We start from the raw sequence: 25,061 nt of genomic DNA, 5'->3' as shown, positions 1-25,061 counted from the left end.
CTATACACCTTATCATTTACAAATTGCATGCCATACGTTGAAAAGAAATATATTATTAAAGGAATAACAACTTTTAAATTACACTAACAATTATATCACATAACTTAACTGTGATCGTTGTATTTTAATTTAAAAGTACTTAGAACGCTATCAAATAACTCATCAGGATTTAGCTCCGTTTTAAACCAGTTTATTTTAATCCCATCCTTCTCCATCTTCCTAAAAAAAGTCATCTGTCGTTTTGCAAATTGGCAAATCGCTATAGCAAGTCTTTCTTTTAATTCAGAATAACTTAGCTCATCGAAAAGGTAAGCTGCGATAAATTTATACTCCAAGCCATAAAAAACAAGGTCTTCTTTAGTAACTCCTTCAGCAATTAACTTCCTCACCTCATCGATCATTCCTTCATTAAACCTAAGCTCAAGACGATCGATTACTTTCTGTCTCCGAAGCTCAACATCCGAAATTAGCCCAATCACCAGTGGATCAATTCCAGGTCTTTCAATTGATAGCAAATCGTGATGCATCAGGTATTCGGCAATCTCAATTGCCCTGATCATTCTTTTGTGGGATGATTGATCTGCCTGTTTTGTAAATTCGGATGGATAAGCAGACAATTTGTTCCGTAATAACTCATTATCCAGGTCTTTTAAAGTGTCCCTCAGTTCACTATTTACTGGTATAGCAGTGTATTCATGATTTTGAAGAATACTGTGAAGATACATCCCTGTACCACCACAAAGTATAGGAAGTACACTTTGATGAGTTAATTTCTGAAAAACAGCAAAAAAGTCCTCTTTAAATTCGTTTACGTTATATCTTTCTCCTGCTTCTTTAATATCGATCAAATGATATGGAATAACTTTTCCATTCACCACATACTCACTAAGATCTTTACCTGTACCAATATCCATACCCCTAAAGATTTGCCTGCTATCTGCGCTGATTATCTCTCCTTTTAGCGCTTCGGCCAATTTCACAGCGAGCTTGGTTTTGCCAGATGCAGTTGGCCCCAAAATGATCAACAAAGGATTTTGATGCATTATAAGTATAAAATATATTTTAAATTACCGGTATTATAAATCTCTATATACTCATCATCGATAAGCTCAGCAGGCAATCTATGAGCGAAATATCTAACTAAAGTATCTTGCTTTAGCCATATCTGCGAAGGAGGTGTTACCTGAGTGAGTTTAAACCCCGATTGCTCATAAGCTTTCCCTAACGACCAATCCCTATCAGCATAACTCATTATATCATCTGGCTTATAACTCTTAATAAAATGTTGCAATAACTTGGTGAAACCTCCGATAACGGTATAACCAGATAAACTGGCAAACCTGATTAGCTCAGCAGATCTATAGCCTGGACTAAGTCCTTTCATATACCTGAGGTTACTAAAACAACCGACTGCAATGATCTGATCATCCAAACTTAGTCCGAATTTGTAATTGGATTTGGCCGATGCCTGCAAATGATTCTTATTCAAGAAGTCATCAGCCTGCTTTTGAGTAATTTGAATAATCTTCGTTTTACGAGCATGAATACGTTTGTTCAGGCCAAGGATGGACGAGATTCGCCCTATTACCTGTGCTTTTCTAGTCTCCCATATATCTTCCCATAAATGTACTACAGAAATATTTTTCAATTGATATTGCTCCTGTAACAATATCAGATCTTCAGGACGATAAGTATTTTTAAGTGAAATAAGATTAACTACAACCTCCCCTGCCCCAATAGATAGCAGTTTGTATCCCAGCGATTTAATATCATGTGTGGTAATACCAATATTCCCAAAACTGGTAATTACATCTTGTTGCCAAACTGGTTTTATACCCAACCTTTTTCTTTATAAAGTTTAAACCCAGCCGCCAGAGCTTCCTCTATTTGCAACATCAATGCATCATCCAGTTTTTTGATATGAAAACATGATTTACCATTTAACAATTTAAGCAGATCAGGACCAAAAATCTTTTTCATATCAGGCTCTGTGTATACAGGCATATAATAAAACCCAACATGTCCTTTTAGAATAATTATACTTGCAAAGAAAACTTCATTTCTTTGCTTTCCTTCAATCACCACATTCTTATCACTCCAAAGGTCAAAGGAAGTTTCACTGTTTACTCTATTACTAAAACCCACAGTAGCATAAGGCTGCAGCGATGCCCTGATGGTTTGAAAAATTTCTACAAAATCAGTTTTCATTGTTTCAAGTTATAGATGACTATCAAATAAACAACATCTATTTTTCAATATTGTTTAAGCTTACTTTCTCATCAGGCTTCTGTTCTTTTGCAAACTTCTCTGCAAGGCCCATTCCCGATTGTAACAATTCATTCGTAATAGTCCTGGTATAGTCAGTAATTTCGGCTTTAAAATCAGCTACCGATGCTCCGGAGCGGATTTCTTCCAATCTCTTTTCCCACTGCCCCGTTAATTCTGCCTGCGCAATTTTCTGATCTTTTACCACATCATAAACCGCTAAACCTTTGGTTGTAGGCACCAGATTTCTTTTTTCCCTGATAATATATTCGCGGTTAATCAGCGTTTCAATAATAGCAGCCCTGGTAGCAGGAGTTCCCAATCCGCTGTCTTTCATTGCATACCTCAATTCTTCATCCTCTATATCTTTTCCTGAGGTTTCAAGGGCTTTTAATAAGGATGCTTCATTGTACAGCGGCTTAGGCTTTGTTTGCTTCTCAAGTAAAGCTTTATTTACAATTGGAAGCTCCTCGCCTGCCTTTACCTTCGGTAATGATGGATTTTCTTCATCCTTCTTTTCGTCATCCGATTCATTAAATACCGATCTCCAGCCAGCAGAACGAATTACTGTTCCATTTGCCATAAAAACTGAGCCGGCTTCAATTGTTATCTTTGTAATTTCTTTTACGCATTCCTGGTGGAACGCTTCAAGCATCCGGCCAACTACCATATCAAAAATGGCCTGTTTATCGCCACTCAATTGATAAGGAGATTCACCTGTAGGCAAAATAGCATGGTGATCCGTTACCTTCTTTGCATTTACACTTCTCTTATTTAAAGGTACCGTTTGTAGAAAATCAGCCTGTTTCCCAAAATCCTTATGCACCTTCAGCTTATCTATAAGATTCGGAACACCAGCAAAAACATCATCACCAATATATCTGCTCCCTGTACGGGGATAAGTAACCAATTTACTTTCATATAAGCCCTGTAACAAGTTCAGCGTCTGATCTGCTGTAAATCCTTTGCGTTTATTGGCTTCTTGCTGTAAGCTACTTAAATCATGTAATAAGGGAGGTGGCTCTTTTCTTGGTTTTGCTTCTACAGTTAAGATCTTACCTCCATTTGGAAAACCAGAGGCAAAGTCCTCAATTTTTGCGAATAGTTCTTCTGCTTCCTCCTTCTTATCAAAGTTATTTACAGAGATTGCTTTAAACAGCTGGCCATCCTTGTCTAACTGTATTGCAAGCTGATAATATAGTTGAGGCACAAAATTCTTAATTTCCAGAAAGCGGGAGCAAATCATTGCCAAAGTAGGTGTTTGAACCCTTCCCAATGAAAGCACCGACCGCGCTCCTGCAGATATACTAAGTGCCTGGGTTGCATTCATTCCTACCAGCCAATCTGATTCAGACCTGCAATGTGCCGAATTAAAAAGTGTATCGTAATCCGTTCCTGGTTTTAGATTTCTGAAACCTTCCTTAATAGCTTCATCAGTTTGCGAAGAGATCCATAGCCTCTTGAAAGGCTTTTTACATTTCAAAAAATAGTAGATATAGCGGAAAATAAGCTCACCTTCCCGCCCGGCATCAGTTGCCACAATAATCTCGGTAGCTTCATCAAACAATTTCTTAATGATATCCAGTTGCTTTCTAACACCCGGATCTTCCACCAACCCATCCTTAGTTTTAATTTTTCTAATACCAAGCTTAAATTTTTTAGGCAGCATTGGTAAATGTTGCCTCCGCCATCCAATAAAACCATACTCTTGAGGGGGAGCCAATTGAAGCAAATGCCCAAATGCCCAGGTAAAAGAATATCCCTTACCCTCTATATAGCCGTCTTTTTTTGTAGTAGCGCCGAAGACTTTAGCCAACTCACGAGCCACTGAAGGCTTTTCTGCAATAACAATCTTCATAATTATTCAAAAATATCTAAACCAACTTTAAATGTGTTGCAATGTGCATCCACAATATCTTTTATATCCGGCGAATACCCTCCGCCCATACTCACCTGAACTGGTAAATTGTTGTTTTTACAAAACTGCAATACCATCCTGTCTCGTTCCATACAAGCCGCTTTTGATAAAGCCAGCTTACCTAACTTATCGCTTTTAAGTACATCTACTCCTGATAAGTAAAATACAAAATCAGGTTTATGTTTTAGCAGCTGAGGCAAATGCGATTTTAATTTACTTAAATACAATTCGTCTTCAATTCCATCCTCCAAAGCTATATCCAAATCAGATTGCTCTTTTCTAAAAGGGAAATTTTTGTCGCCATGCATAGAGAAAGTGAACACACGCGGTTCATTATAAAAGATCTCCGCTGTACCATTTCCCTGGTGAACATCTAAATCTACAATTAAGATATGACTAGCTAAACCATTATCCAGCAAATAATTGGCTGCTATAGCCTGGTCGTTTAATAAGCAAAATCCCTCACCCCAATTGCTCCCGGCATGATGCGTGCCACCTGCAACATTAAAAGCTATACCAAACTGCATTGCATACAGGGCACCATCTATCGTTCCCTGGGCAATCCTCACCTCGCGCTCTACCAACTGTGCTGTTAAAGGAAACCCAATCCTTCGCTGTTCCTTTGCAGGAAGCGTTAAATCCTTTAGCTCCTTCCAATACTCATTCTTATGCGTCAGTAAGATCACCTCTTCACTTACTTTATCAGGAGCAAATAGGTTCTTACTAGTTATAAATCCCTGGTGCAATAACTGTTCAGGGATTAACTCATACTTAACCATCGGAAAACGATGCCCCTCTGGTAAAGGGTGTGCAAATAAAGGATGCCAGGCAATTTTAACCATCTTATCGCAATATTTGCTCTACATGCTTTTCAATGTTATTACAAATCTCGTCGACAGGCAAATCATTTGCATCAGATCCAAAAGGGTTTTCAATCTCTTCTGCAATAAGCTCCAAACTGGCCAGCACATACAGTATAAACGGCACAATAGGAACCACAAAGTAACCTAAGCTAAATACCCAGCCAAATGGCAAAGTAATTACATATATGAAAATGAATTTTTTAATGAAAGCACTATAAGAATACGGAATAGGTGTATTCTTAATGCGCTCACAGCCACCACATATATCAGTAAACTGCTGAACATCTGCATTAAGTATAATTAACTGTTCCTGACTGATAGTTCCTGCTGCCTGCAATTCAAAAACTTTAGACGAAATACTGGCTGCTACCTGATTAGGAATGTGCTTCCCACCATCAACCTCAATAAGGAAACTGTTTTTGCCGAAATACTGCTTCTCCCTCAAATGCTCTTTTAAAGCAAAGGCATACTTTGGAATTCCGTATTCAAAAAATTCTACATGCTCTTCTTTTAGCTTTAACGACTTAATCTTTATCGCAAAATTACGACTCACATTGGTTAGTGCCCCCAAAAGCCTCCGGCCTTCCCACCACCTGTCGTAAGAAGTATTGGTTCTAAATACCAACAACATGGAGATTACAAAGCCAAGCAAGTTGTGCATCATTCCAATATTTTTAACATACGTGGTTTCTGCCAATTTCAGATAATTGAGTTCCAAAAAAGCAATTAATGCCGAAAAAATAGCAACGCTAATCATTAGTGGCCACAATTTTCTAATTGTATCAGCTTTATGAACATGAAAGATAAAAGTGAACCAGTCTTTCGGATTATAGTTTATCATATTAAAATCTCTTAAATAGTATTAATAACACCTTTAGTAATCTCTACTAAAAGTTCGCCTGTACGAAATACATCTTCAAATGAATTATACAAAGGAACCGGACTCAGTCTGATTACATTAGGTTCCCTCCAATCGCCAAGAACATTATTTGCTATCAGTTTCTCGAAAATCTCTTTTCCTTTCTGCTTTGCAATAATAGATACCTGAGCGCCACGCTCATTTTCATTGTCAGGAGTTATAATCTCAAACTGCTCATAAAGCAAATCTTTATTGACCTGATTTATAACATAAAACAAATAAGAGGTTAAAGCTTTACTTTTACTTCTTATTGGTTCCAAAAACCCGGCTTTTTCGAAAATCTGCAAGGAAGCAAAGTATAATGCCATGGGCATTACCTGAGTGCAGCTCACTTGCCATCCATCTGCACCCGCTTCAGGAAAAAAGCCCTTCTCCATTTTAAATCGTTGCGCTTCCTGGTATCCCCACCACCCTGCGAAGCGATTCAGGCTGGTATCTGTAAAATGCTTTTCATGAACAAAAATGCCACTTATTCCACCTGGTCCTGAGTTTTGATATTTATAAGAACACCAACAAGCAAAGTCGATACCCCAATCGTGTAATTTTAATGGAACATTGCCTGCAGCATGTGCCAGATCAAAGCCTACAATAGCTCCTGCAGCATGCCCAGCCTTGGTTATGGCCTCCATATCAAACCATTGCCCGGTAAAGTAATTTACCCCACCAAATAACACTAATGCTACCCCATCCCTATGTTCGGCAATCTGTGCTAAAATATCTACTGTTCTTAATGTATGTTCACCTGTTCTTGGGGCCACCTCAACAATCGCTTCTTCAGGATCATATCCATGAAAACGAATCTGACTTTCAACTGCATACTGGTCTGATGGAAAGGCGCCTGCTTCCATGATGATCTTGAACCTGCCTTTAACGGGCTTATAAAAACTGACCATCAGCAAGTGCAAATTAACCGTTAAAGTATTCATCGGACAAACCTCATTAGCGCTTGCCCCAACCAACGGACCCATCAGTTTTTTTAACTCTTTATGATAAAACATCCACGGATTATCGCCTTCAAACCAGCCCTCTACAGCCAGGTTATGCCAGTTGTTTAACTGCTCATCAACAACCTTACGTATAGCTTTAGGTTGCAATCCCAAAGAATTACCACACAGATAAATAAATGGCTTTCCATTTTGTTGTGGGAATAAGAAATCATGCCTAAAACCACTAAGCGGATCTGCCTGATCCAGGCGTTGAGCAAAGGCTAAATTGTTCTCAAAATTCATCGATTCAAATATCAATAAAAAAGGCAGATAATTAAATCACCTGCCTCATTTGTTATCAACAATAGTGGTTTTACCTACTATAAAAATCAGTTTTATTTGTTTGGCTTGCTCACAAATTTATTCCCCCTGATGTAATATCTCCAGGGAAGCAAAGCATGATCTTCTGCATAATCAACACCAATTCTTGCTGATGAAACAATCTGATCGCCAGGAAAAACAATCCCGTTATCTTCAATCCATATCTCATCTCCCAATAGATCTTTTGCATTTAAGCCTTTATCTATTCCCATAGCTTTTGAAAGCGATCCGGGACCTGCAGTAATATTAGGCTTTAATATTGCCATATTCCTTCTCCTAAGCATTATATCTATTCCCTGCACTGGCTCAATACCTCTAATTAAAACCGCATGCGGAGTCCCCTTTGGGGCAGTAACTACATTAAAAAGATGATGAATGCCATAGCAGAGATAAACATAAGACAAGCCACCCTCCTCATATATAACCTGAGTACGGTTTGTAAAGCGTCCTCCATACGCATGAGATGCCTTATCTTCTATTCCTTTATATGCTTCTGTTTCAACTATAACTCCAGCGGTCAGTTCGCCATCAATTCTGGTAAACAACAACTTGCCAAGCAACTGTGCAGCAAGATCATTGACATCGGTATTTTGATAAAAAGAATAGGCTAATTTAGGCATCTATTAAACTAACTATTTCCTTTAGATACTTAGCGTCAATATTATCAAAATGAGAAAGATATTCACTATCTACATCTAATACGCCTACAATTTCATTGTTACTAAAAACAGGCAAAACAATTTCTGACCTTGAAGCAGAAGCACAAGCAATATGACCAGGGAATGCATCCACATCGGGCACTACCAAAGTCTCCGCCTGTTCCCATGAAGTACCACAAACACCTTTACCTTTTTTGATTCTGGTACAAGCTACAGGGCCCTGAAAAGGCCCAAGCACCAACTCATCGCCTTTTACCAGGTAAAAACCAACCCAGAACCATTTAAACTGTTCTTTTAAAGCTGCTGCAATATTAGCCAGATTAGCAATCTGATCGTTCTCTCCACTTATCAAAGCTTTGATTTGCGGAATCAAAGAGCGGTATTGCTCTTCCTTACTAATATCGGTTATTATACGTAAATCCTCTGCCATTTTAATCTATGTAAATGAATTGCAAAAATACAAAACCAGGTAGTCAATACTGCCATCTATGGGTAAAAGCATAATTAAAATCCCTAAATTTGCAGTTTTAACTACCATATTAACCATAAAGATGAATAAGAAAACCTTAATTATCACTTCACTCCTTACGCTCGGAATTATCCAATCGGGTTACAAGCCATGGGAAGAAGGAATGTTCCCATTAAGCGAAATCCATAAACTTGACTTAAAAAAGGCGGGTTTAAAAATCGACCAAAACAACATATATAACCCAAAAGGTACCAGCCTGGTTGATGCACTTGTAAATGTTGGTGGCTGTACCGGATCTTTCGTTTCAAATGAAGGCTTAATCATCACCAACCACCACTGCGCCTTCAGCGCGGTACAACTTGCCAGCACTGCAGAACATGATTACCTGACAAACGGATTTGTCGCCAAAACACGTGAACAGGAAATTGAAGCAAAAGGACTAACATGCCGCATTACTGACAGTTATGAAGATGTATCTGATCGCGTTTTAAGCGCTGTGGCACAAATAGAGGATCCTGCCTCACGATTAAAAATGATCAATGATGTAATGAAAAACATCGTTATCGAAGCAGAAAAGAAAGATCCGAGTATTAAAGCAGAGGTATCGGAAATGTTTATCGGAAAAACCTATGTATTATTCCGTTACAAAACTATTCAGGATGTTAGACTTGTATATGTACCTAACAGACAAATCGGCGAATTTGGAGGCGAAACAGACAATTGGGTATGGCCTCGTCATACCGGAGATTTCTCTTTTATGCGTGCTTACGTGGCACCTGACGGCTCTCCTGCTAAATTCTCTAAAGACAACATACCCTACACTCCTAAAAAATTCTTAAAAGTAAACCCCAAAGGCACTAACGAGGAGGATTTCGTTTTCATCTTAGGATATCCTGGAAAAACATTCCGCCATCGTCCGGCTGCATTTATAGAGTATCAGGAAAAGTTCCTGCTGCCTTACGTATCTAACCTATATGATTTCCAGAATTCAACAATGGAAACTATTGGTAAAAAAGACAAGCCTACTGAAATTAAACTGGCGACCCGCATAAAAAGAAACGCTAATGTTTTAAAGAACTACAGAGGCAAACTACAGGGACTAAAAGGGATAGATCTAATTTCAAAAAAGAAAAAGGAAGAAGAGGCCCTTATTCAGTTCATCAATAATAATGTTAACGCTAAAGCAAAATACGGAAACCTGATGACCGAAATAGACAACCTGTATAAGCTCATCAATACCGATGCCCAGCGCGACCTTTGGCTTACACAGATTTATAGCTCAACGAACCTTTTAACAGTTGCTAAAAATATAAACGCGTTCAAGACCGCCCTTAAAGCACAGCCAGCAGATGAAAAACAAGACTTTTTTGATCAGAACATCCAAAAACTTAAACAAACCTTATCAAGCACCTATGAATCATATGACATAGACGCAGATAGAAAGATATTCAAAAGAATGCTTGAAGACGCTTCTCAGTTCAGCCCAATCCAAAAAGTAACTGCCGTTAACAAAATCACCAGTAAAGGAGCCAATAGCAATGACGTAATCGATCAATATGTCGAAAGTGTTTTTGAAGTAACAAAGCTAAAAGAAGCCAATTACGTTTTAAATGTATTGCTTCAATCGCCAAAATCTATTTCTACATATAATGATGGACTACTTCTCTTTGAGGATGATATCGCAAAACAAATCAATGAGTTAAAACCCGAAAAAGACCGCAGAGATGGGCTGTTAAACAAGCTTATGGGCGACTACGTAAACATTAAGGAGAAGTTCGTAAACAAAGACTTCATTCCTGATGCGAACAGCACGCTTAGGTTAACCTACGGCTATGTTAAAGGTTACTGGCCGGCCGATGCCTCGTATATGAGGCCATACACCACTATTAAAGGAATACTTGAAAAGGGCGCGACAGGGAATCCAGAATTTGCTTACCCAGAGCAAATCAAAGCACTTTGGAACGCTAAAGATTTTGGCCCGTACGCAAAGAAAGACCTTAACGACGTCCCCGTTTCTTTCCTTTACAACATGGACACAACCGGCGGAAACTCAGGTTCCCCTATCATGAATGCCTATGGCGAACTAGTAGGCGTAAATTTTGACCGTGCATTTGGAGCAACAATAAATGACTATGCATGGAATGACAGCTACAGCAGATCAATTGGCGTAGACATTCGTTATGTACTATGGGTTGCTTCAAAAATTGACAAAGCTGATTTTCTTGTAAAAGAAATGGGCGTTAAACTTTAATCTACAGATTCATAAAATAACCATCAAAAAAAGTCGCCCGACGAAATGAAAGGCGACTTTTTTTTCAAGACAAAATCAAATTTCTTACTTAATAAACTACAGAAAGCATGAGAGTAATAGCAGAACTTCCACATCCAGAATGCAAGATCACCTTGTTTAATATGAACCAAAAATACATCATCAAATTTGAGCAGGGAACCCTCGAGCAAAGCTATAAATTATCAGAACTTGACCTCAGTGGAGGAGGAGCAAACGAGATCTTTCAAATCCTTGATGAAGCTTTCATTGCCACCGTAGTTGAACGATTTAAGAGCATGAGAAATGATTTTTCGGCCGCATACAACAGACAGCAGTACTAGTGCACCAAAACAAACATAACTAACTGTATTACAGATCAATAAATCAACAAACAGAATATTGTTCTGCATTTTAACCCCCTCAAACCCCTCAAACACCTGTTTAAATAATTAAAAACTTTAAAAAAACATATGTAAATACTTTGTATTACAGCAACTTAAATAAACACACAATACAATATTCTGTGGCCTACAACTACCAAATATATGGGAAGTTTAGCAAAAAAATAGCTTTTTAGACTCGCCGCTCTCCAAACATTTAATTGGTGGTATGGAGAATAATGTGAACCTTTGTGAAGATGAAAAATCAAATTAAAGTAATTTATATGAGAACTAAAATTAATACTTTGCTGGCATCCGCTCTAATAATTGCAACGGTACTTTTATCTTGCAATAACATTAAAGAGTCCATCGAACGTGATCTTTTCATTACTCCTGCCGATGGCATATCTTTTACAATACCAAAGATTGCGAGTACCGAGTCGGGAACATTGATTGGAGACCTCAACGTAAAAAACTTAAATCTCGATTCTTTGATTAATAAGGAATCATCAAGTTTTGGATTGAGTAATGTAAAAAACATACGCATCAAAGAATTCAACTTAGAACTTTTAGATGCAGATAGTTTAAACAACATTCAAAATATAGAAAACATAATTGTCAAATTACAGGCATCCGGACAAACAGAACAATCAATTGCTACAGTAAATCCTCCAAATACTCGCGCCACTAAAATTACCATTCCAATAACATCCGGAAGTTCGGATGTAAGAAGCTTCCTTACCTCCCCTTCATTCACCTATAATCTTTCAGCCAAATTAAGAACAGCTACCACTAAAGAATTAAAGGCCCGCGTTAAAGTAACCTACGCCATTAGGGTTGGCTTATAAAAAATATAGTTACCGTTTAACTTCCCGTTAAGCATCTAGTTGTTTCAAATATTGATTCTTAACCAGAAATTTAGTATATTTGCACAAACGGGATATCATTATACTATTCTCTTAATATTTACTTGCCAATCAAACCTTTTGATTGGGTTTCAATTCCTCCTGGCTGCTGATCCGTTGTCGCCCGAGAATTAATTATTAAGCCATATTTACAGTAAACAATATAAGTTTACATGCTGGCAGACAGGTAAAACCAGAGGAGAGTTATTTTTTAACTAATACATTGAATTTATGGCTAAATCTCAGGCTACCTTCATGAAGAAGCAACTAGAAAAAAACAGACAAAAGAAAAAAGAAGATAAAGAGCAACGTAAACTTGAACGTCAACAGAATTCCTCTGGCGGTGATCTTGAAAGCATGATGGCCTATGTTAACGAGTGGGGAGAAATTGTATCCACTCCGCCAGAGAAAAAATAATTTAGCCTTTAAAAGCTAAAATCTCCAAAAGGATTCTTATTGTTTCAATAAGGGTCTTTTTTTTGCAATACTATTTCATCGTCATCTCGCCTTCTTCTCCTATAATCTCCACATTAAAAGGAACAATGAACCCAAATCAAATGAAAATTTAATAAAAAGGAATAACTTTTGCAAGTCAGCATATGTCAGGTTAATTTATTCAATCCCTCTCAAATGTTTACAGACCAAATATCAATTACCCAAAACAAGTTAACGGTTCACCAGTTATTTAATATTGCAGCTCAGGATTTTCCAGAAATTACTGCTATAGTTTTTAGCGAAAAGTCTATTACCTACCGTGAATTAAATAATAGAGCTGAAAATTTAGCAACCGCTATTTTAAACCAAGCTTTTGATCAGCAAATCATTGGAATAAGTGCAACCCGTTCAATAGAAATGATTGTTGGATTATTGGCAATTCTAAAAGCAGGAAAAACTTATTTACCATTAGACTCCAGCTATCCTGAAAACAGACTATTGCAGATTAAAGAAGACTCTGGAGTAAGCACATGTATCGCGTTGCTAAACGAATCTGACATCTTTACGAGTCTGGGGCATCATGTTATAATTTCAGACAAATCATACCCTGAAACGGCTAAAAACGATAATTTCCTGCAATCTGAAAATGGATGCATTCTTTATACATCAGGCTCCACAGGAAAACCAAAAGGAGTATGTATTAGTCATAAAAGCCTGATTAATTTTTTACAATGGCAAAATGATCATGCGCTTAATGGCAAAGGCATCAATGCGCTGCAGTTTTGCCATCTCAGTTTTGATGCATCATTTCAAGAGATTTTCGTTCCATTAACAACAGGCGCTACACTTTACCTTATTAACGATGATTATAGACTTGATGGCACAAAACTTTTAGATTTTATTATCTCGAATAACATAAACAAAGCCTTTTTGCCCTATGTTACGCTTCAATATTTTACAGAAGCTGCTACAAAAGAACAGAGGTTTCCCGCTAACTTAAAAGAGCTAATAACCGGGGGAGAACTACTTAAAATCACACCCAATATAAGAGAATTCTTTTCTTCTATTTCCAATTCAAGTTTGGTAAATGTATACGGACCAACCGAAACAACCATATGGGTAACGGAACTAAAGCTCAAAGGCAACCCCAATAGTTGGGCATCAATACCCACAATTGGGGAAACAATAGCACAGTCATCTATTTATTTTATTGATGAAAAATTAACTTTTCTTGAAAATGGACAAATTGGTGAAATATGTATTTCAGGCCCCTGCCTGTCAAATGGATATTTTAATCAGCCAGAACTAACAAATGAGAAATTCATTGAACTTACCCACCCAACCCTAGGACAAATTAAGTTTTATAGAACCGGGGATCTCGGTAGGCTTTTAGACAATGGAGAAATAGAGTTTAAAGGCCGGAAAGACGGGCAAATTAAAATCAGAGGCAACAGGGTTGAACTAGGCGAAATTGAGATTGCCCTGATGAAAGAAGAAAGCGTTAACCAGGCAATAGTGATATTAAGAGAAGACTACCCAGGCAAAAAAGCATTGGTAGCCTACCTAACAGGAAATAAGGCCGCAGGAGACAGTAATAAGGTTAGATACCACATAAGCAACCTTCTACCTGATTACATGGTTCCATCGGGCTTTGTTTGGCTTAAAGAGCTCCCTAAAACAACAAGTGGAAAAGTAGACAGGAAAGCGCTACCAAAACCAGATCTTAAAAGGCCTGATCTAAATGTGCTGTATAAAAGCCCGAAGACAAAGCTCGAAAAGGATGTTATAGGCTTATTCACAGATATATTCCAATATGACGAAATTGGAATTGAAGACAATTTTTTTGAGCTTGGGGGCAATTCTCTTCTTGCTCAAAAAACAGTAGCAGAGCTAAAATATCAATTCAATTATCATTTACCTATCACCAAATTATACCAATATCCTACTGCTGCTGGGATAGCCGAATTTCTTGAAAACAAGGCTCCTGAGCATGCCACCTTAGTTAAAGAAAGTCATCATACGAGTGATTCGCAGCATATAGCTATAATAGGGATGGCTGGTAGATTCCCAGGGGCAGAAACTATTGACGACTTATGGAATTTACTTATCGAAGGTAAAGAAACAACCAAATTTTTCAGCAATGAAGAATTAGACATCAGCATTCCAGATCACATAAAAAATGATAAAGCATACGTTAAAGCCAGAGGGATAATTAAGGATGCCGAAAAATTTGATCCTGCTTTTTTTGGAATCAATCCAAAACTGGCAGATTTGATGGATCCGCAGCAAAGAATATTCTTAGAGATAGCTTGGGAAGTATTGGAAAAAACGGGGCATTTATTCCCAGTTTATTCTAAGAAAGTCGCCATTTATGCAGGTAGCGGAAGCAATACTTATTATGTAAACAATTTATTACAATATCCCGATTTAATAGAAAACGTAGGTGGCTTGCAAGTACTTACAGTAAACGAAAAAGATTACATTGCTTCAAGAACAGCATATCATTTAAACCTAAAAGGGCAAGCTGTAAGTGTGAATTCGGCCTGTTCAACCTCATTACTTGCAGTAGCAGAAGCGGTAAATAGTCTGCGTTCCGGAAAATGTGATGCAGCTATCGCTGGGGCCTCCAGCATCACCTCTCCTATTAACAGCGGACACATTTATCAGGAAGGCAGTATGTTGAGTGCTGATGGCCATTGCCGTCCGTTTGATAATGATGCTACAGGAACTGTATTTAGTGATGGTGCCGGTGTCGTTCTACTCAAAAGATTAACAGACGCTAAACGTGATGGTGATCTCGTTTACGGTGTAATTAAAGGTGTTGGATTAAACAACGATGGGGCAGAAAAAGGAAGTTTTACCGCCCCGAACACTGAAGGACAGGCAAATGCGATTAAAGAGGCGATAATAGATGCAGATATTGATGCCTCAGAAATCAGCTATATTGAAACACATGGCACCGGAACCCCAATTGGCGACCCAATTGAATTTGATGGATTGGTTAAGGCTTTTGGTCATCAGCATAAAACTCAATTTTGCGCTATAGGATCAATTAAAAGCAATTTCGGACACCTAACACAGGCCGCAGGAGTAACAGGCTTAATTAAAGCCTGTCTGTCTCTACATCACAAGAAACTACCTGCTTCTTTGGGATATAAGCAAGGGAATAAGAACATTGACTTTCTAAATAGCCCATTTTATGTTAACGATAGTCTGAGTGATTGGACATGTGACACTAAAAGAATTGCAGGTGTAAGTTCATTTGGTGTGGGAGGAACAAATGTACATGTGATTATTGAAGAATATGAAAATCTGGAATCAGGATCATCAACCGGAAGACCTTACGACTTAATTACCTGGTCGGCCAAATCAGAAAACAGTAGAGAACAATACGCTGTATCAATATCTAATTATGTAAAAAAGAATAAGGATATTAATATTGCAGACATTGCTTATACTCTTCAAAAAACAAGGAACGACTTCTCCTATAGAAGATTTGCAGTTGTAAACAACATGGAATCTATTGTAAGTCAATTCAATTTGGAACTACCTAAAACAGGCACAACAAATAATCTTCGCGAAGTACCTGACGAAGTTGTATTTACATTCCCAGGTCAAGGTGCGCAATACTTAAACATGGCTGCTGATCTATATAAAGACGAGCCAATATTTAGAGAAGCCGTAGATCGTTGTGCGGAAATACTTAAGCAATATATAGATCTAGACATTAGAGAGATCATATTTGCCAACCCAGCTAATGAAGAAGCAGAACAACTATTAAAACAAACCAGATACACACAACCTGCATTATTTGTAATTGAATATTCACTTGCCAGTCTGTGGTTGAATTGGGGTATTACTCCTACTCTACTTTGCGGTCATAGCATTGGAGAGTATGTTGCAGCACACCTTTCGGGAGTTTTTTCGTTAGAGGATGGGTTAAAACTAATTGCAGTTAGGGGGGCAATGGTTAATGCACTTCCTGCAGGATCTATGTTATCTGTGAGAAGCGAATCGGATCAAATAACCAATTTCTTAAGCGAAGAATTATCAATTGCAACAGTAAACAGTCCGAAACTTTGCGTTATAGCAGGTCCAGAAAACCAAATCCTGGAACTCAGCAAACTACTCGATACGAAAGAGATTCCTAACAAACTACTCTTTACAAGCCATGCTTTCCATTCCTCTATGATGGATCCAATAGTTGATGATTTTCAAAAAGTAGTTTCTGGAATATCACTTTCTGCTCCTCAAATACCAATTATATCAACAGTTACCGGTATACTTTTAACCGATGAAGAGGCAACAAATCCTCAATATTGGGCTAGTCATCTAAGAAATACAGTACAATTTTCTAAAGCTATAGATACCGTACTTACTTACAATTCTCCAATTTTCCTGGAGGTTGGACCAGGCTCAGTAACAACTACTCTGGTAAGACAGATCGCCGCGTTAAAGTCGACTTCTGTAAGGGCAATGCAGAGCCTTGCAAATAATGAGAACGATTATTGCATTATACTAAACACATTAGGCCAGCTTTGGAATTATGGCTTACAACCAAATTGGGATAATTTTTATAACCATCAGAAGCGATCCTTCTTAGATCTTCCTACCTATCAGTTTGATAGAAAGAAGCACTGGGTGGATGCAATTGTAATAAACAAAATAATATCCGAGGATAATAACAATAAACCAAACACCAATAACACTCTTGCAATGAAAAAGAATAATCTAGCAATAAAGATCAGACAAGTACTAGAAGATGCATCCGGAATAGAAATGCAAAATGTTGCCGCCAATCAAAACTTCGTTGAAATAGGATTGGACTCTTTATTACTTACTCAGATAGCAATCTCCTTGAAAAGAGAATTTAATTTGCCTATTACCTTCAGGAAATTAAATGAAGAGTATCCAACTATTGAATCCTTAACAGATTATATAGATAAAAATACCGTTCAGGAAAACCATACCCCAATACAAAACAATAGTCCAGTTCTTAATGGAAATAATCATCAGATTATTGCTCCTGTTTCATTTGGAAACGCTAGCGACTACAACAATTCGGCACTGGGACTTATCGCTCAACAGTTAGAAATCTTATCTAAACAGGTTTCGTTAATGAATGGGAATACTCCTGTGGCTACCCCTATTGTAGTAGAATCACCAAAACCTAAACAACAGGAGGAACCAGAACTTAGCATTCAAGAAAAATCTGAAATTCAGAAACCATTTGGGGCAACACCTAAAATAGATCGTCAATCAACCGAACTCAGCAAAGACCAATTAAGCTTTCTCGAAAAATTAATTGAGCGCTATAACCACAAGACAATTAAAAGTAAAAAGTATGCAGCCGCAAGCCGGAACTACATGGCTGACCCAAGAGTTGTTTCAGGTTTTAAACCCTTAACAAAAGAACTAATCTACCCCATTGTAATAAACAAATCGAGTGGCAGTAAAATGTGGGACCTTGATGGCAATGAATATATAGATGTATTAAACGGATTTGGCTCTAACTTGCTTGGTTACCAACCAGAGGTTATTAAAAAAGCAATGCATGACCAAATTGAAAATGGATATGAAGTAGGCCCACAGCACGAGCTTGCTGCAGAAGTAAGTAAATTAGTATGTGAATTTACCGGGTTCGACAGGTCGGCCCTTTGCAGTACAGGTTCTGAAGCAGTGCTTGGCTGTATTAGAATTGCAAGAACGGTTACCGGAAGGTCTTTAATTGTTGCCTTTACCGGTTCATACCATGGCATTATTGACGAAGTACTGGTTAGAGGCACAAAGAAATTAAAATCATTTCCGGCAGCAGCGGGCATAATGCCTGATGCCGTTAAAAACATACTTGTCCTCGATTATGGAACTGACGAAGCTTTAGCTATAATCAAAGAGAGAGCGGATGAGATCGCTGCAGTCCTTATTGAACCGATACAAAGCAGACGTCCTGAATTTGTACCAATAGATTTTGTTAAAGAAGTAAGAAAAATCACCACTACCAGCGGATCAGCTTTAATATTTGATGAGGTAATCACTGGTTTCAGGATGCATCCTGGTGGTGCACAGACTTTATTTAATGTACGTGCAGATCTTGCTTCTTATGGTAAGGTGGTCGGCGCTGGAATTCCTATTGGCGTTATTGCCGGAAAAAAAGAATTTATGGATGCCCTTGATGGAGGAACCTGGAATTATGGAGATAGCTCATACCCCGAAGTTGGTGTAACTTATTTTGCAGGAACATTTGTACGTCACCCTTTAGCTTTGGCTTCCGCAAAAGCATCATTAATATACATGAAAGAAAAAGGCCCGAAATTACAATTGGAGCTAAATGAAAAAGGAGACCACATTGCCAGAACACTTAATAAGGAAATAGAAAAAAGACAACTCCCATTCTTTGTTGCCAATTACGGATCATTATGGAAGGTTAAGTTCAATGAGGAGATTCCCTACAGTGAATTGATGTTTACCCTAATGAGAGAAAAAGGCATCCATATACTTGACGGGTTCCCATGCTTTGTGACAGAAGCAACATCGTACAGCGATATTGAGCAATTAATCGATTGCTTTATAGAGAGTATGGATGAAATGATTAATGCAGGTTTCTTTTTGCGTGGGCCTGTTACAGAGTCCAATTCAAAAACATATTCAAAATTCGGCACAGATAAAATCGTGATCAATGCTGATAACCCTCCTGTTAGAGGTGCCAGACTAGGAAAGGATGTTGAAGGAAATCCGGCATGGTTCATTAAAGATGAACAGAATAAAGATCAGTATTTACAGATACGTTTCTAACGCCATTACTAATGAATAAAGATTTTGAATATGTTGCTGTAGATTTTAATCCCTTTGGTGAAAATGAGATTGAAAAAGTAACAATTACCAATGAACCGCAAAGAGAATTATGGCTATCCTGTATTTTAGGTGGCGATGAAGCAAGTCTGGCTTATAATGAATCTGTTTCACTTGAGTTAAGAGGGGTCTTCTATCAGGATGCATTTAAAAAAGCCATCAATAGCTTAATTGCCAGGCACGAAGCGCTAAGATCTACTGTCAGTAAAAATGGAGAAAACTTAATAATATATAAAGAACTCTCGTCCTCAATCATTACTGATGATTTGACTGGTATTGATTCAGACAAAAGGTTGAACGATTTTCATGAGTTTATTCACAAGGAAATGGCTACTCCTTTTGATCTTTATGAAGGTCCATTATTTAGAATATACCTGCACAAGATTGAAGAAAATGCTCATTATTTCACACTAATAATACACCACATTATTGGCGATGGCTGGTCAATTGGAATTATTCTGGAAGACCTAAGTAAAATGTATAACTCCTACGTACATGGCACTTTACCTCAATTGGAACCAGCAGAACAAATCAGTGATTATACCTTACAACAGATTAACTTTACAAATAGCAGTGAATATATTGAAACCCAGAATTTCTGGATCAATAAGTATAAGAATAACGTTCCTGCACTTAACTTACCCATAGATTACACACGGCCTTCGGTTCGGACTTATACTGGTAAACGAAATGATTATATTCTGAAAAATGATTTATTGAATCCAATAAAATTGTTATCAGCAAAGGCAGGTAGCAGTGTAGTTATTACGCTTCTAAGCGTATTCGAAATCTTATTACATCACCGAACAGGGCAACAAGATATTGTCATCGGGCTTCCATCGTCTGGCCAGGCTGCAACAGGAAACTTTGGTCTGGTTGGCCATTGCGTAAATTTACTACCGCTTGACAGCAAAGTTGATCCGAAATCTTCTTTCTTAGATTACCTAAAAAGAAGAAAGGGAGAAGTGTATGACGCTTACGATTTCCAAAGATTAACTTTTAGTGAATTGCTCAAAAAGTTACCCATTAAGAGAGATAAAGCTCACATACCCCTGGTTCCTATTGTTTTTAACATAGACATGGGCATGGATGAAAAAGTATCATTTGATGGTTTAACTCATAGACTTTTTTCCAATGCTAGAGTGGCTCAAACCTTCGAAATTTCTTTAAATGTTACCGGCTCTAAAAACGCAATGACATTTGAATGGGCATATAACACGAATCTATTCAGATCCGATACCATCGACAGTATGATGTCGGAATTTGAGTCTTTATTAAAAACCGTAACGGATAATCCTGAAGTACTTATCAAAGACTCATTAGTAAACAAGAATCCGTTCCCCACCACAATAAATCGGACTCTAATTGACGACACAACGATTTTAGATTTGTTTAACCAAAGAGTTCTTGACAGCCCCGATAGTAATGCTGTAGTATATGAGGGTAAAAAATTAACTTACACTCAGTTAAACGAAAAGTCTAATCAACTAGCAAACCATTTAATTAGCAAAGGAGTCAAAACAGAAACACTTGTTGCAATATGCATAAAACCATCTTTAGAGACAATAATTGGAATAATCGGAACTATAAAGGCTGGGGCAGCCTATATTCCAATTGATCCTGAATTCCCGGAACAAAGGATTAGCTATATGATTTCTGAATCGACAGCAAGCATGTTAATATGCGACACTGAAACGATAAAACGAATTAAGGAAGTAGGCAATCGAGAATTGATTTGCCTGGACGACAGTGAAAGCCAGATATGGCATGCTTCCACAGCCAACCCTGCCATCAAAATATTACCTGAAAATCTGATCTATATCATTTACACCTCTGGCTCAACCGGAAACCCGAAAGGAGTTATGATTGAGCATGGATCAATAATGGATTATTTTGAAGGATTAAATTCAAAATTAAGTACACTAAAAGACTGTAAAAGTTTTGCACTTGGGTCTACAATAGCAACAGATTTAGGGAATACTGTTCTTTTCAGTGCTTTAATATCCGGTGGAGAGCTACATCTATTTGCTAAAGATAGATTCAACAATCCTGAGTATATACATCAGTATTTTAATAATTATAACATCGATTGTTTAAAGATCGTTCCTTCGCACTGGAGGTTTTTAAGGCATCAGAGCAATTTCCTTTTACCTTCAAAACTATTAATGTTTGGCGGAGAATCATTGCCTGGCGAGTATATTAAAGAAATTCGAAAGGCCAATAGTGAATGTGTAGTTGTAAATCACTACGGACCTACCGAAACTACAATAGGTAAGCTAATACATTTAGTAGATAAAGATGTGGATTATCCAACATCAGCTCCCATTGGTAAACCTTTTGGAAATACCATCCCTCATGTTCTCAATAAAGATGCAAATTATTGTGCAATTGGCGTTCCTGGAGAATTGTATATTGGTGGTCTTGGGGTGGCACGGGGTTATTTAAATAACCCTGAATTGACCAGTAAAATGTTTATAGATCGCTATGTTGAAGAAATAGAAACCCGGTTTTACAAAACCGGCGATTTGGTACGATGGCTAGCTAATGGAGATATAGAGTTTTTAGGTCGTATAGATGATCAGGTTAAGATTAGAGGCAATAGAATAGAACTCGGCGAGATACAAAATGCATTGCTTAAGTGTAAAGATATACGGCAATGTGCAATAATTGTGGATGAAGATACTAATGATGAAAAAAGGCTGGTAGCATATGTTGTGGTTGATTCTATTTTTAATAAGGATGCAATATTAAAACATTTAAAATTGACGCTTCCAGAGTTTATGGTACCAAGGATTTTAATTCAGATAGATAAAATCCCACTAACTGCGAATGGAAAATTAGATAGAAAATCACTCCCAAAAGTGGCAATGAACCAGATCACAGAAAATGATTATGTTGCCCCTCGAACCTCTGAGCAAAATCTACTTATAGAAATATGGGCTTCCAATCTTGATGTTAGTAAAATAGGAATTACAGACGACTTCTTTGAATTAGGAGGACACTCCTTAATTGCTGTTAAGGTAATGGGCGCGATAGAAAAGAAAACAGGTCTCCGTTTGCCCCTATCCAGCCTATTTGAAAACCCGACAATTGAAACACTCGCTAAGCTACTAACCCCACAGGATAAATTAAATTGGGATTCTCTGGTCCCATTAAAAACAAGTGGAAATAAACCTCCAATATATCTGGTTCATGGTGGAGGCTTAAATGTTTTCGTATTCAAATCTATCTCTAGATTTATGGATGAAGATCAGCCGGTTTATGCACTTCAAGGCCTGGGGTTAAATGGGGACAGCGACGTGCCTGACACAATTGAAGAAATTGCTACTAAATATAATGCTGAGATTCTGGAAGCAAATCCGGATGGACCATATTTAATTGCCGGGTACTCTATGGGAGGTAAAATAGCATATGAGATGGCCAAACAATTACTTGAAAAGGGCAAAGAGATAAAAATGCTCGGAATATTCGACACTTATGCCGGATCATCTGCAACTGGCATAGAAAAGGTTAAAGAGAAAATAGTTCGTCAGTTAAAAAAGGGTCCTTTTATAGCTAAATTATTTTTGGATAATCCTATGCAAACGCTGTCTTACCAATTGCGAATATCCAAAAGAAAATTAAAACCTATTTTCTTAAAAAACAAGGAGATAGACAAAGAGGTTTTTACATATAAAAGAGAGGTTTATGAAAGCTATGAAATGGCTTACAAAAAATATCAACTAAAACCTGTAGATCTTACAATTGATCTCTTTAGAGTAGAAAAAAGGATCTATTTTCTAGACGATCGTGTTTACTTAGGTTGGCGGAAGTATGGCAAAAAAGGTATAGATATTCACTCTGTTCCAGGCGATCACAAAACATTTTTAGCTTCACCTAATGATCAAAAGCTAGCAAAAGTTCTGCAGAGAGTAATTAATACTAAGGTTTAGAATTATTAAGTTATGGAGCTATTAAATGTTAATGACAATGTAAAGTGGATTGCCACAACAATGAACGTTGCATACGATAAGAGCACAATTAATATATTTCGAATAAATGTAAATGAATATTTCAATCAAATCTGCAATGTGTATGAGTCTAATCTCTCATACACAGAAATTGAAAAGGCCTTTCGTTTCTTCAGAGAAAATGACAGAAAAAGATACATTGTTTCTAAATATGCCTTAAGAAATATTTTATCAGAATTTCTTTTAATATCACCAGCAAAAATATGCATCTATAAATCAAAGAACAAGAAGCCAGCAGTTAGTGGTATTGAATTTAATGTTACCCATAGTAAAAACTACATCCTCATTGGAACCAGCCCATTTAAAATAGGAATTGATATTGAATATATAGACCATCATTTCAATTATCACGACATAACCTCTTCTAGTTTTAGCCCAGAGGAATTAAAATTAATAAGCAATGAAAATACAAGCTCAAGCTTCTATTCCATATGGACAAGAAAAGAGGCTGTGCTCAAAGCTTCGGGCGAAGGTCTAATTGACAATATGAATGAGCTTAACAGCTTGAACACTTCAATTACCAGAAAACAAGTTAAATACATTCTCAAAAGCTTTATGCCTGATAAAGAATATGCTGGTTGCATTGCTTTTGAAGAACAAGAAGCGAGTTTGAATTACTGGGATTATAAATAAATAAGTTACAAAGCTATTTTCTTTTTGATTTCTCCCAGGCAGCGCTTTGGCTCTTTTTAAAATACCTGATTATTCCGGCGATTACGGCATAATTCATCAAGCAAAAGTAATAAGGAACAAAAAAGGCTTTTACACGAATATTTTTACGTTCAAAAATGAGCCCGAGCGCACTTAAGATGTAAAATAATACCTGTAAAATAAATACAGTATTATAGAATAAGGAATCGTAGTAATATACTATAAGTCCATTCACAACGAACAAAGCGATTAATAAGAATGGTGTTATGGTCCATCTTAAAACACGATGACTAATGTATTGAAATGTAAAAACCGGATTATTAAAAGGATTTGCAGCTTTTTTTAAACGAAAAATAGATTGTATCCCTCCGGCGGCAATCCTTATTTTCCGCTTTAATTCTTCAGCGGTATTAGCAGAAGCAGTCTCCATTGCATAGGCTTTTGGCTCATAAGCTATAATGTAACTTTTCTCAGCTATCCTCATTGCAATCATATGATCGTCAATGATAGTGTCTGATTCAACATTCTCATAAAGCTTAGTTCTTATACTGAATAATTCTCCTGCAGCTCCAACATTTGAATATAATTCGTAATCCCATTTTTTTAGTAACGACTCATACTTCCAGTAAAACCCTTCACCGGCAGAGCTCGCGTCAGCAGTCTGATCCACAAAAATTCGTTTTTCTCCGGCTACTGCCCCAACTTTATCATTCCTATAATGCTTAACCAATTCCTTAATCGCTTCATTATTTAAAAAGGTATTGGCATCCGTAAAAATTAATATCTCACCCTCAACAAATGGCATTGCCCTTTTAATAGCCGCCATCTTTCCAGCTCTTGAATCTTCATGTAATACCAAGACATCATTAAATCTATTAAGCTTATCAGTAGTACTATCCGTTGAGCCATCAGTTACAAAAATAATTTGCTTTTTTTCCTGCGGATAATCCAATCTTAAAGTATTCTCCACTTTAGCCTCAACAATGTCTTCTTCATTATAAGCAGCTACAAGTATGGTTACGCTAGGAAACTCCAGATTAGCATCAAATGAAGCTGGGGTATAGAATAGTCTCTTTATTTTAACAAGTAAAAATAAAACAAATCCATACCCAATAAATGTGTAAAGAATAATAAACAGGGAAACCCAAAAAGCTATTATCAT

The 25,061-nt window shown here is 37.3% G+C and carries 17 protein-coding genes; 7 read left to right on the top strand and 10 right to left on the bottom strand.

Annotation, left to right across the window (positions count from 1 at the left end):
- Positions 1-104: 104 nt before the first annotated feature.
- The 9 genes from miaA to AC6CH7_RS09030 form a co-directional block, all read right to left on the bottom strand.
- Positions 105-1,043 carry a tRNA (adenosine(37)-N6)-dimethylallyltransferase MiaA gene (miaA, locus tag AC6CH7_RS09070; protein WP_498262386.1) on the bottom strand — a complete coding sequence of 313 codons (939 nt, stop codon included), beginning with the start codon at positions 1,041-1,043 and terminating at the stop codon, positions 105-107.
- Positions 1,043-1,840 carry a hypothetical protein gene (locus tag AC6CH7_RS09065; RefSeq protein WP_498262385.1) on the bottom strand — a complete coding sequence of 266 codons (798 nt, stop codon included), beginning with the start codon at positions 1,838-1,840 and terminating at the stop codon, positions 1,043-1,045. The genes miaA and AC6CH7_RS09065 overlap by 1 nt, the downstream gene beginning before the upstream one ends.
- Positions 1,831-2,208: a hypothetical protein gene (locus AC6CH7_RS09060; protein WP_294870080.1), complete on the bottom strand. Its 378-nt coding sequence runs from the start codon at positions 2,206-2,208 to the stop codon at positions 1,831-1,833. Before AC6CH7_RS09060 ends, AC6CH7_RS09065 begins: the two co-directional genes overlap by 10 nt.
- Positions 2,209-2,245: 37 nt before the next feature.
- Positions 2,246-4,123, bottom strand: coding sequence for a DNA topoisomerase III (gene topB / locus AC6CH7_RS09055; RefSeq protein WP_498262384.1), 1,878 nt, complete (start codon positions 4,121-4,123; stop codon positions 2,246-2,248).
- 2 nt (positions 4,124-4,125) lie between these two features.
- Positions 4,126-5,025: a histone deacetylase family protein gene (locus tag AC6CH7_RS09050; RefSeq protein ID WP_498262383.1), complete on the bottom strand. Its 900-nt coding sequence runs from the start codon at positions 5,023-5,025 to the stop codon at positions 4,126-4,128.
- A gap of 1 nt (position 5,026) precedes the next feature.
- Positions 5,027-5,887 carry a bestrophin family protein gene (locus AC6CH7_RS09045; RefSeq protein ID WP_498262382.1) on the bottom strand — a complete coding sequence of 287 codons (861 nt, stop codon included), beginning with the start codon at positions 5,885-5,887 and terminating at the stop codon, positions 5,027-5,029.
- A gap of 11 nt (positions 5,888-5,898) precedes the next feature.
- Positions 5,899-7,194 carry a kynureninase gene (gene kynU, locus AC6CH7_RS09040; RefSeq protein ID WP_498262381.1) on the bottom strand — a complete coding sequence of 432 codons (1,296 nt, stop codon included), beginning with the start codon at positions 7,192-7,194 and terminating at the stop codon, positions 5,899-5,901.
- 92 nt (positions 7,195-7,286) lie between these two features.
- Positions 7,287-7,892 carry a DNA-3-methyladenine glycosylase gene (locus AC6CH7_RS09035; protein ID WP_498262380.1) on the bottom strand — a complete coding sequence of 202 codons (606 nt, stop codon included), beginning with the start codon at positions 7,890-7,892 and terminating at the stop codon, positions 7,287-7,289.
- Complete coding sequence (locus AC6CH7_RS09030; RefSeq protein ID WP_498262379.1) at positions 7,885-8,361, bottom strand: GAF domain-containing protein; 477 nt, start codon at positions 8,359-8,361, stop codon at positions 7,885-7,887. The genes AC6CH7_RS09035 and AC6CH7_RS09030 overlap by 8 nt, the downstream gene beginning before the upstream one ends.
- A 121-nt stretch (positions 8,362-8,482) precedes the next feature.
- Here AC6CH7_RS09030 and AC6CH7_RS09025 point away from each other — a divergent pair, with 121 nt between their 5' ends.
- The 7 genes from AC6CH7_RS09025 to AC6CH7_RS08995 all read left to right on the top strand — a co-directional run bounded on the left by AC6CH7_RS09025 (position 8,483) and on the right by AC6CH7_RS08995 (position 23,881).
- Entirely contained in the window at positions 8,483-10,651 is a 2,169-nt protein-coding gene (locus AC6CH7_RS09025; protein WP_498263091.1) for a S46 family peptidase, read from the top strand.
- Between the two features lie 107 nt (positions 10,652-10,758).
- A complete protein-coding gene (locus AC6CH7_RS09020; protein ID WP_498262378.1) occupies positions 10,759-11,010 on the top strand; it encodes a hypothetical protein in 252 nt (83 codons plus the stop codon).
- A gap of 323 nt (positions 11,011-11,333) precedes the next feature.
- On the top strand, positions 11,334-11,897 hold the full coding sequence (locus tag AC6CH7_RS09015; protein ID WP_498262377.1) for a hypothetical protein: 564 nt from the start codon (positions 11,334-11,336) through the stop codon (positions 11,895-11,897).
- A 312-nt stretch (positions 11,898-12,209) separates the two neighbouring features.
- Positions 12,210-12,371 carry a hypothetical protein gene (locus AC6CH7_RS09010; RefSeq protein ID WP_232325457.1) on the top strand — a complete coding sequence of 54 codons (162 nt, stop codon included), beginning with the start codon at positions 12,210-12,212 and terminating at the stop codon, positions 12,369-12,371.
- Between the two features lie 213 nt (positions 12,372-12,584).
- Positions 12,585-19,181, top strand: coding sequence for an amino acid adenylation domain-containing protein (locus AC6CH7_RS09005; protein ID WP_498262376.1), 6,597 nt, complete (start codon positions 12,585-12,587; stop codon positions 19,179-19,181).
- Between the two features lie 11 nt (positions 19,182-19,192).
- Entirely contained in the window at positions 19,193-23,170 is a 3,978-nt protein-coding gene (locus AC6CH7_RS09000) for a non-ribosomal peptide synthetase (RefSeq protein ID WP_498262375.1), read from the top strand.
- A 12-nt stretch (positions 23,171-23,182) separates the two neighbouring features.
- Positions 23,183-23,881 (top strand): 4'-phosphopantetheinyl transferase family protein, encoded by a 699-nt coding sequence (locus AC6CH7_RS08995; protein WP_498262374.1) that lies wholly within the window; start codon positions 23,183-23,185, stop codon positions 23,879-23,881.
- A 13-nt stretch (positions 23,882-23,894) separates the two neighbouring features.
- On the opposite strand, the gene AC6CH7_RS08990 is transcribed toward AC6CH7_RS08995, so the two are convergent.
- Positions 23,895-25,061: a glycosyltransferase family 2 protein gene (locus AC6CH7_RS08990; RefSeq protein ID WP_498262373.1), complete on the bottom strand. Its 1,167-nt coding sequence runs from the start codon at positions 25,059-25,061 to the stop codon at positions 23,895-23,897.

It is taken from the genome of Pedobacter sp. GQ55 (assembly GCF_059758925.1).
The sequence above is the reverse complement of the archived record's forward strand: the minus strand, read 5'-3'. Positions and strand labels throughout refer to the sequence as shown.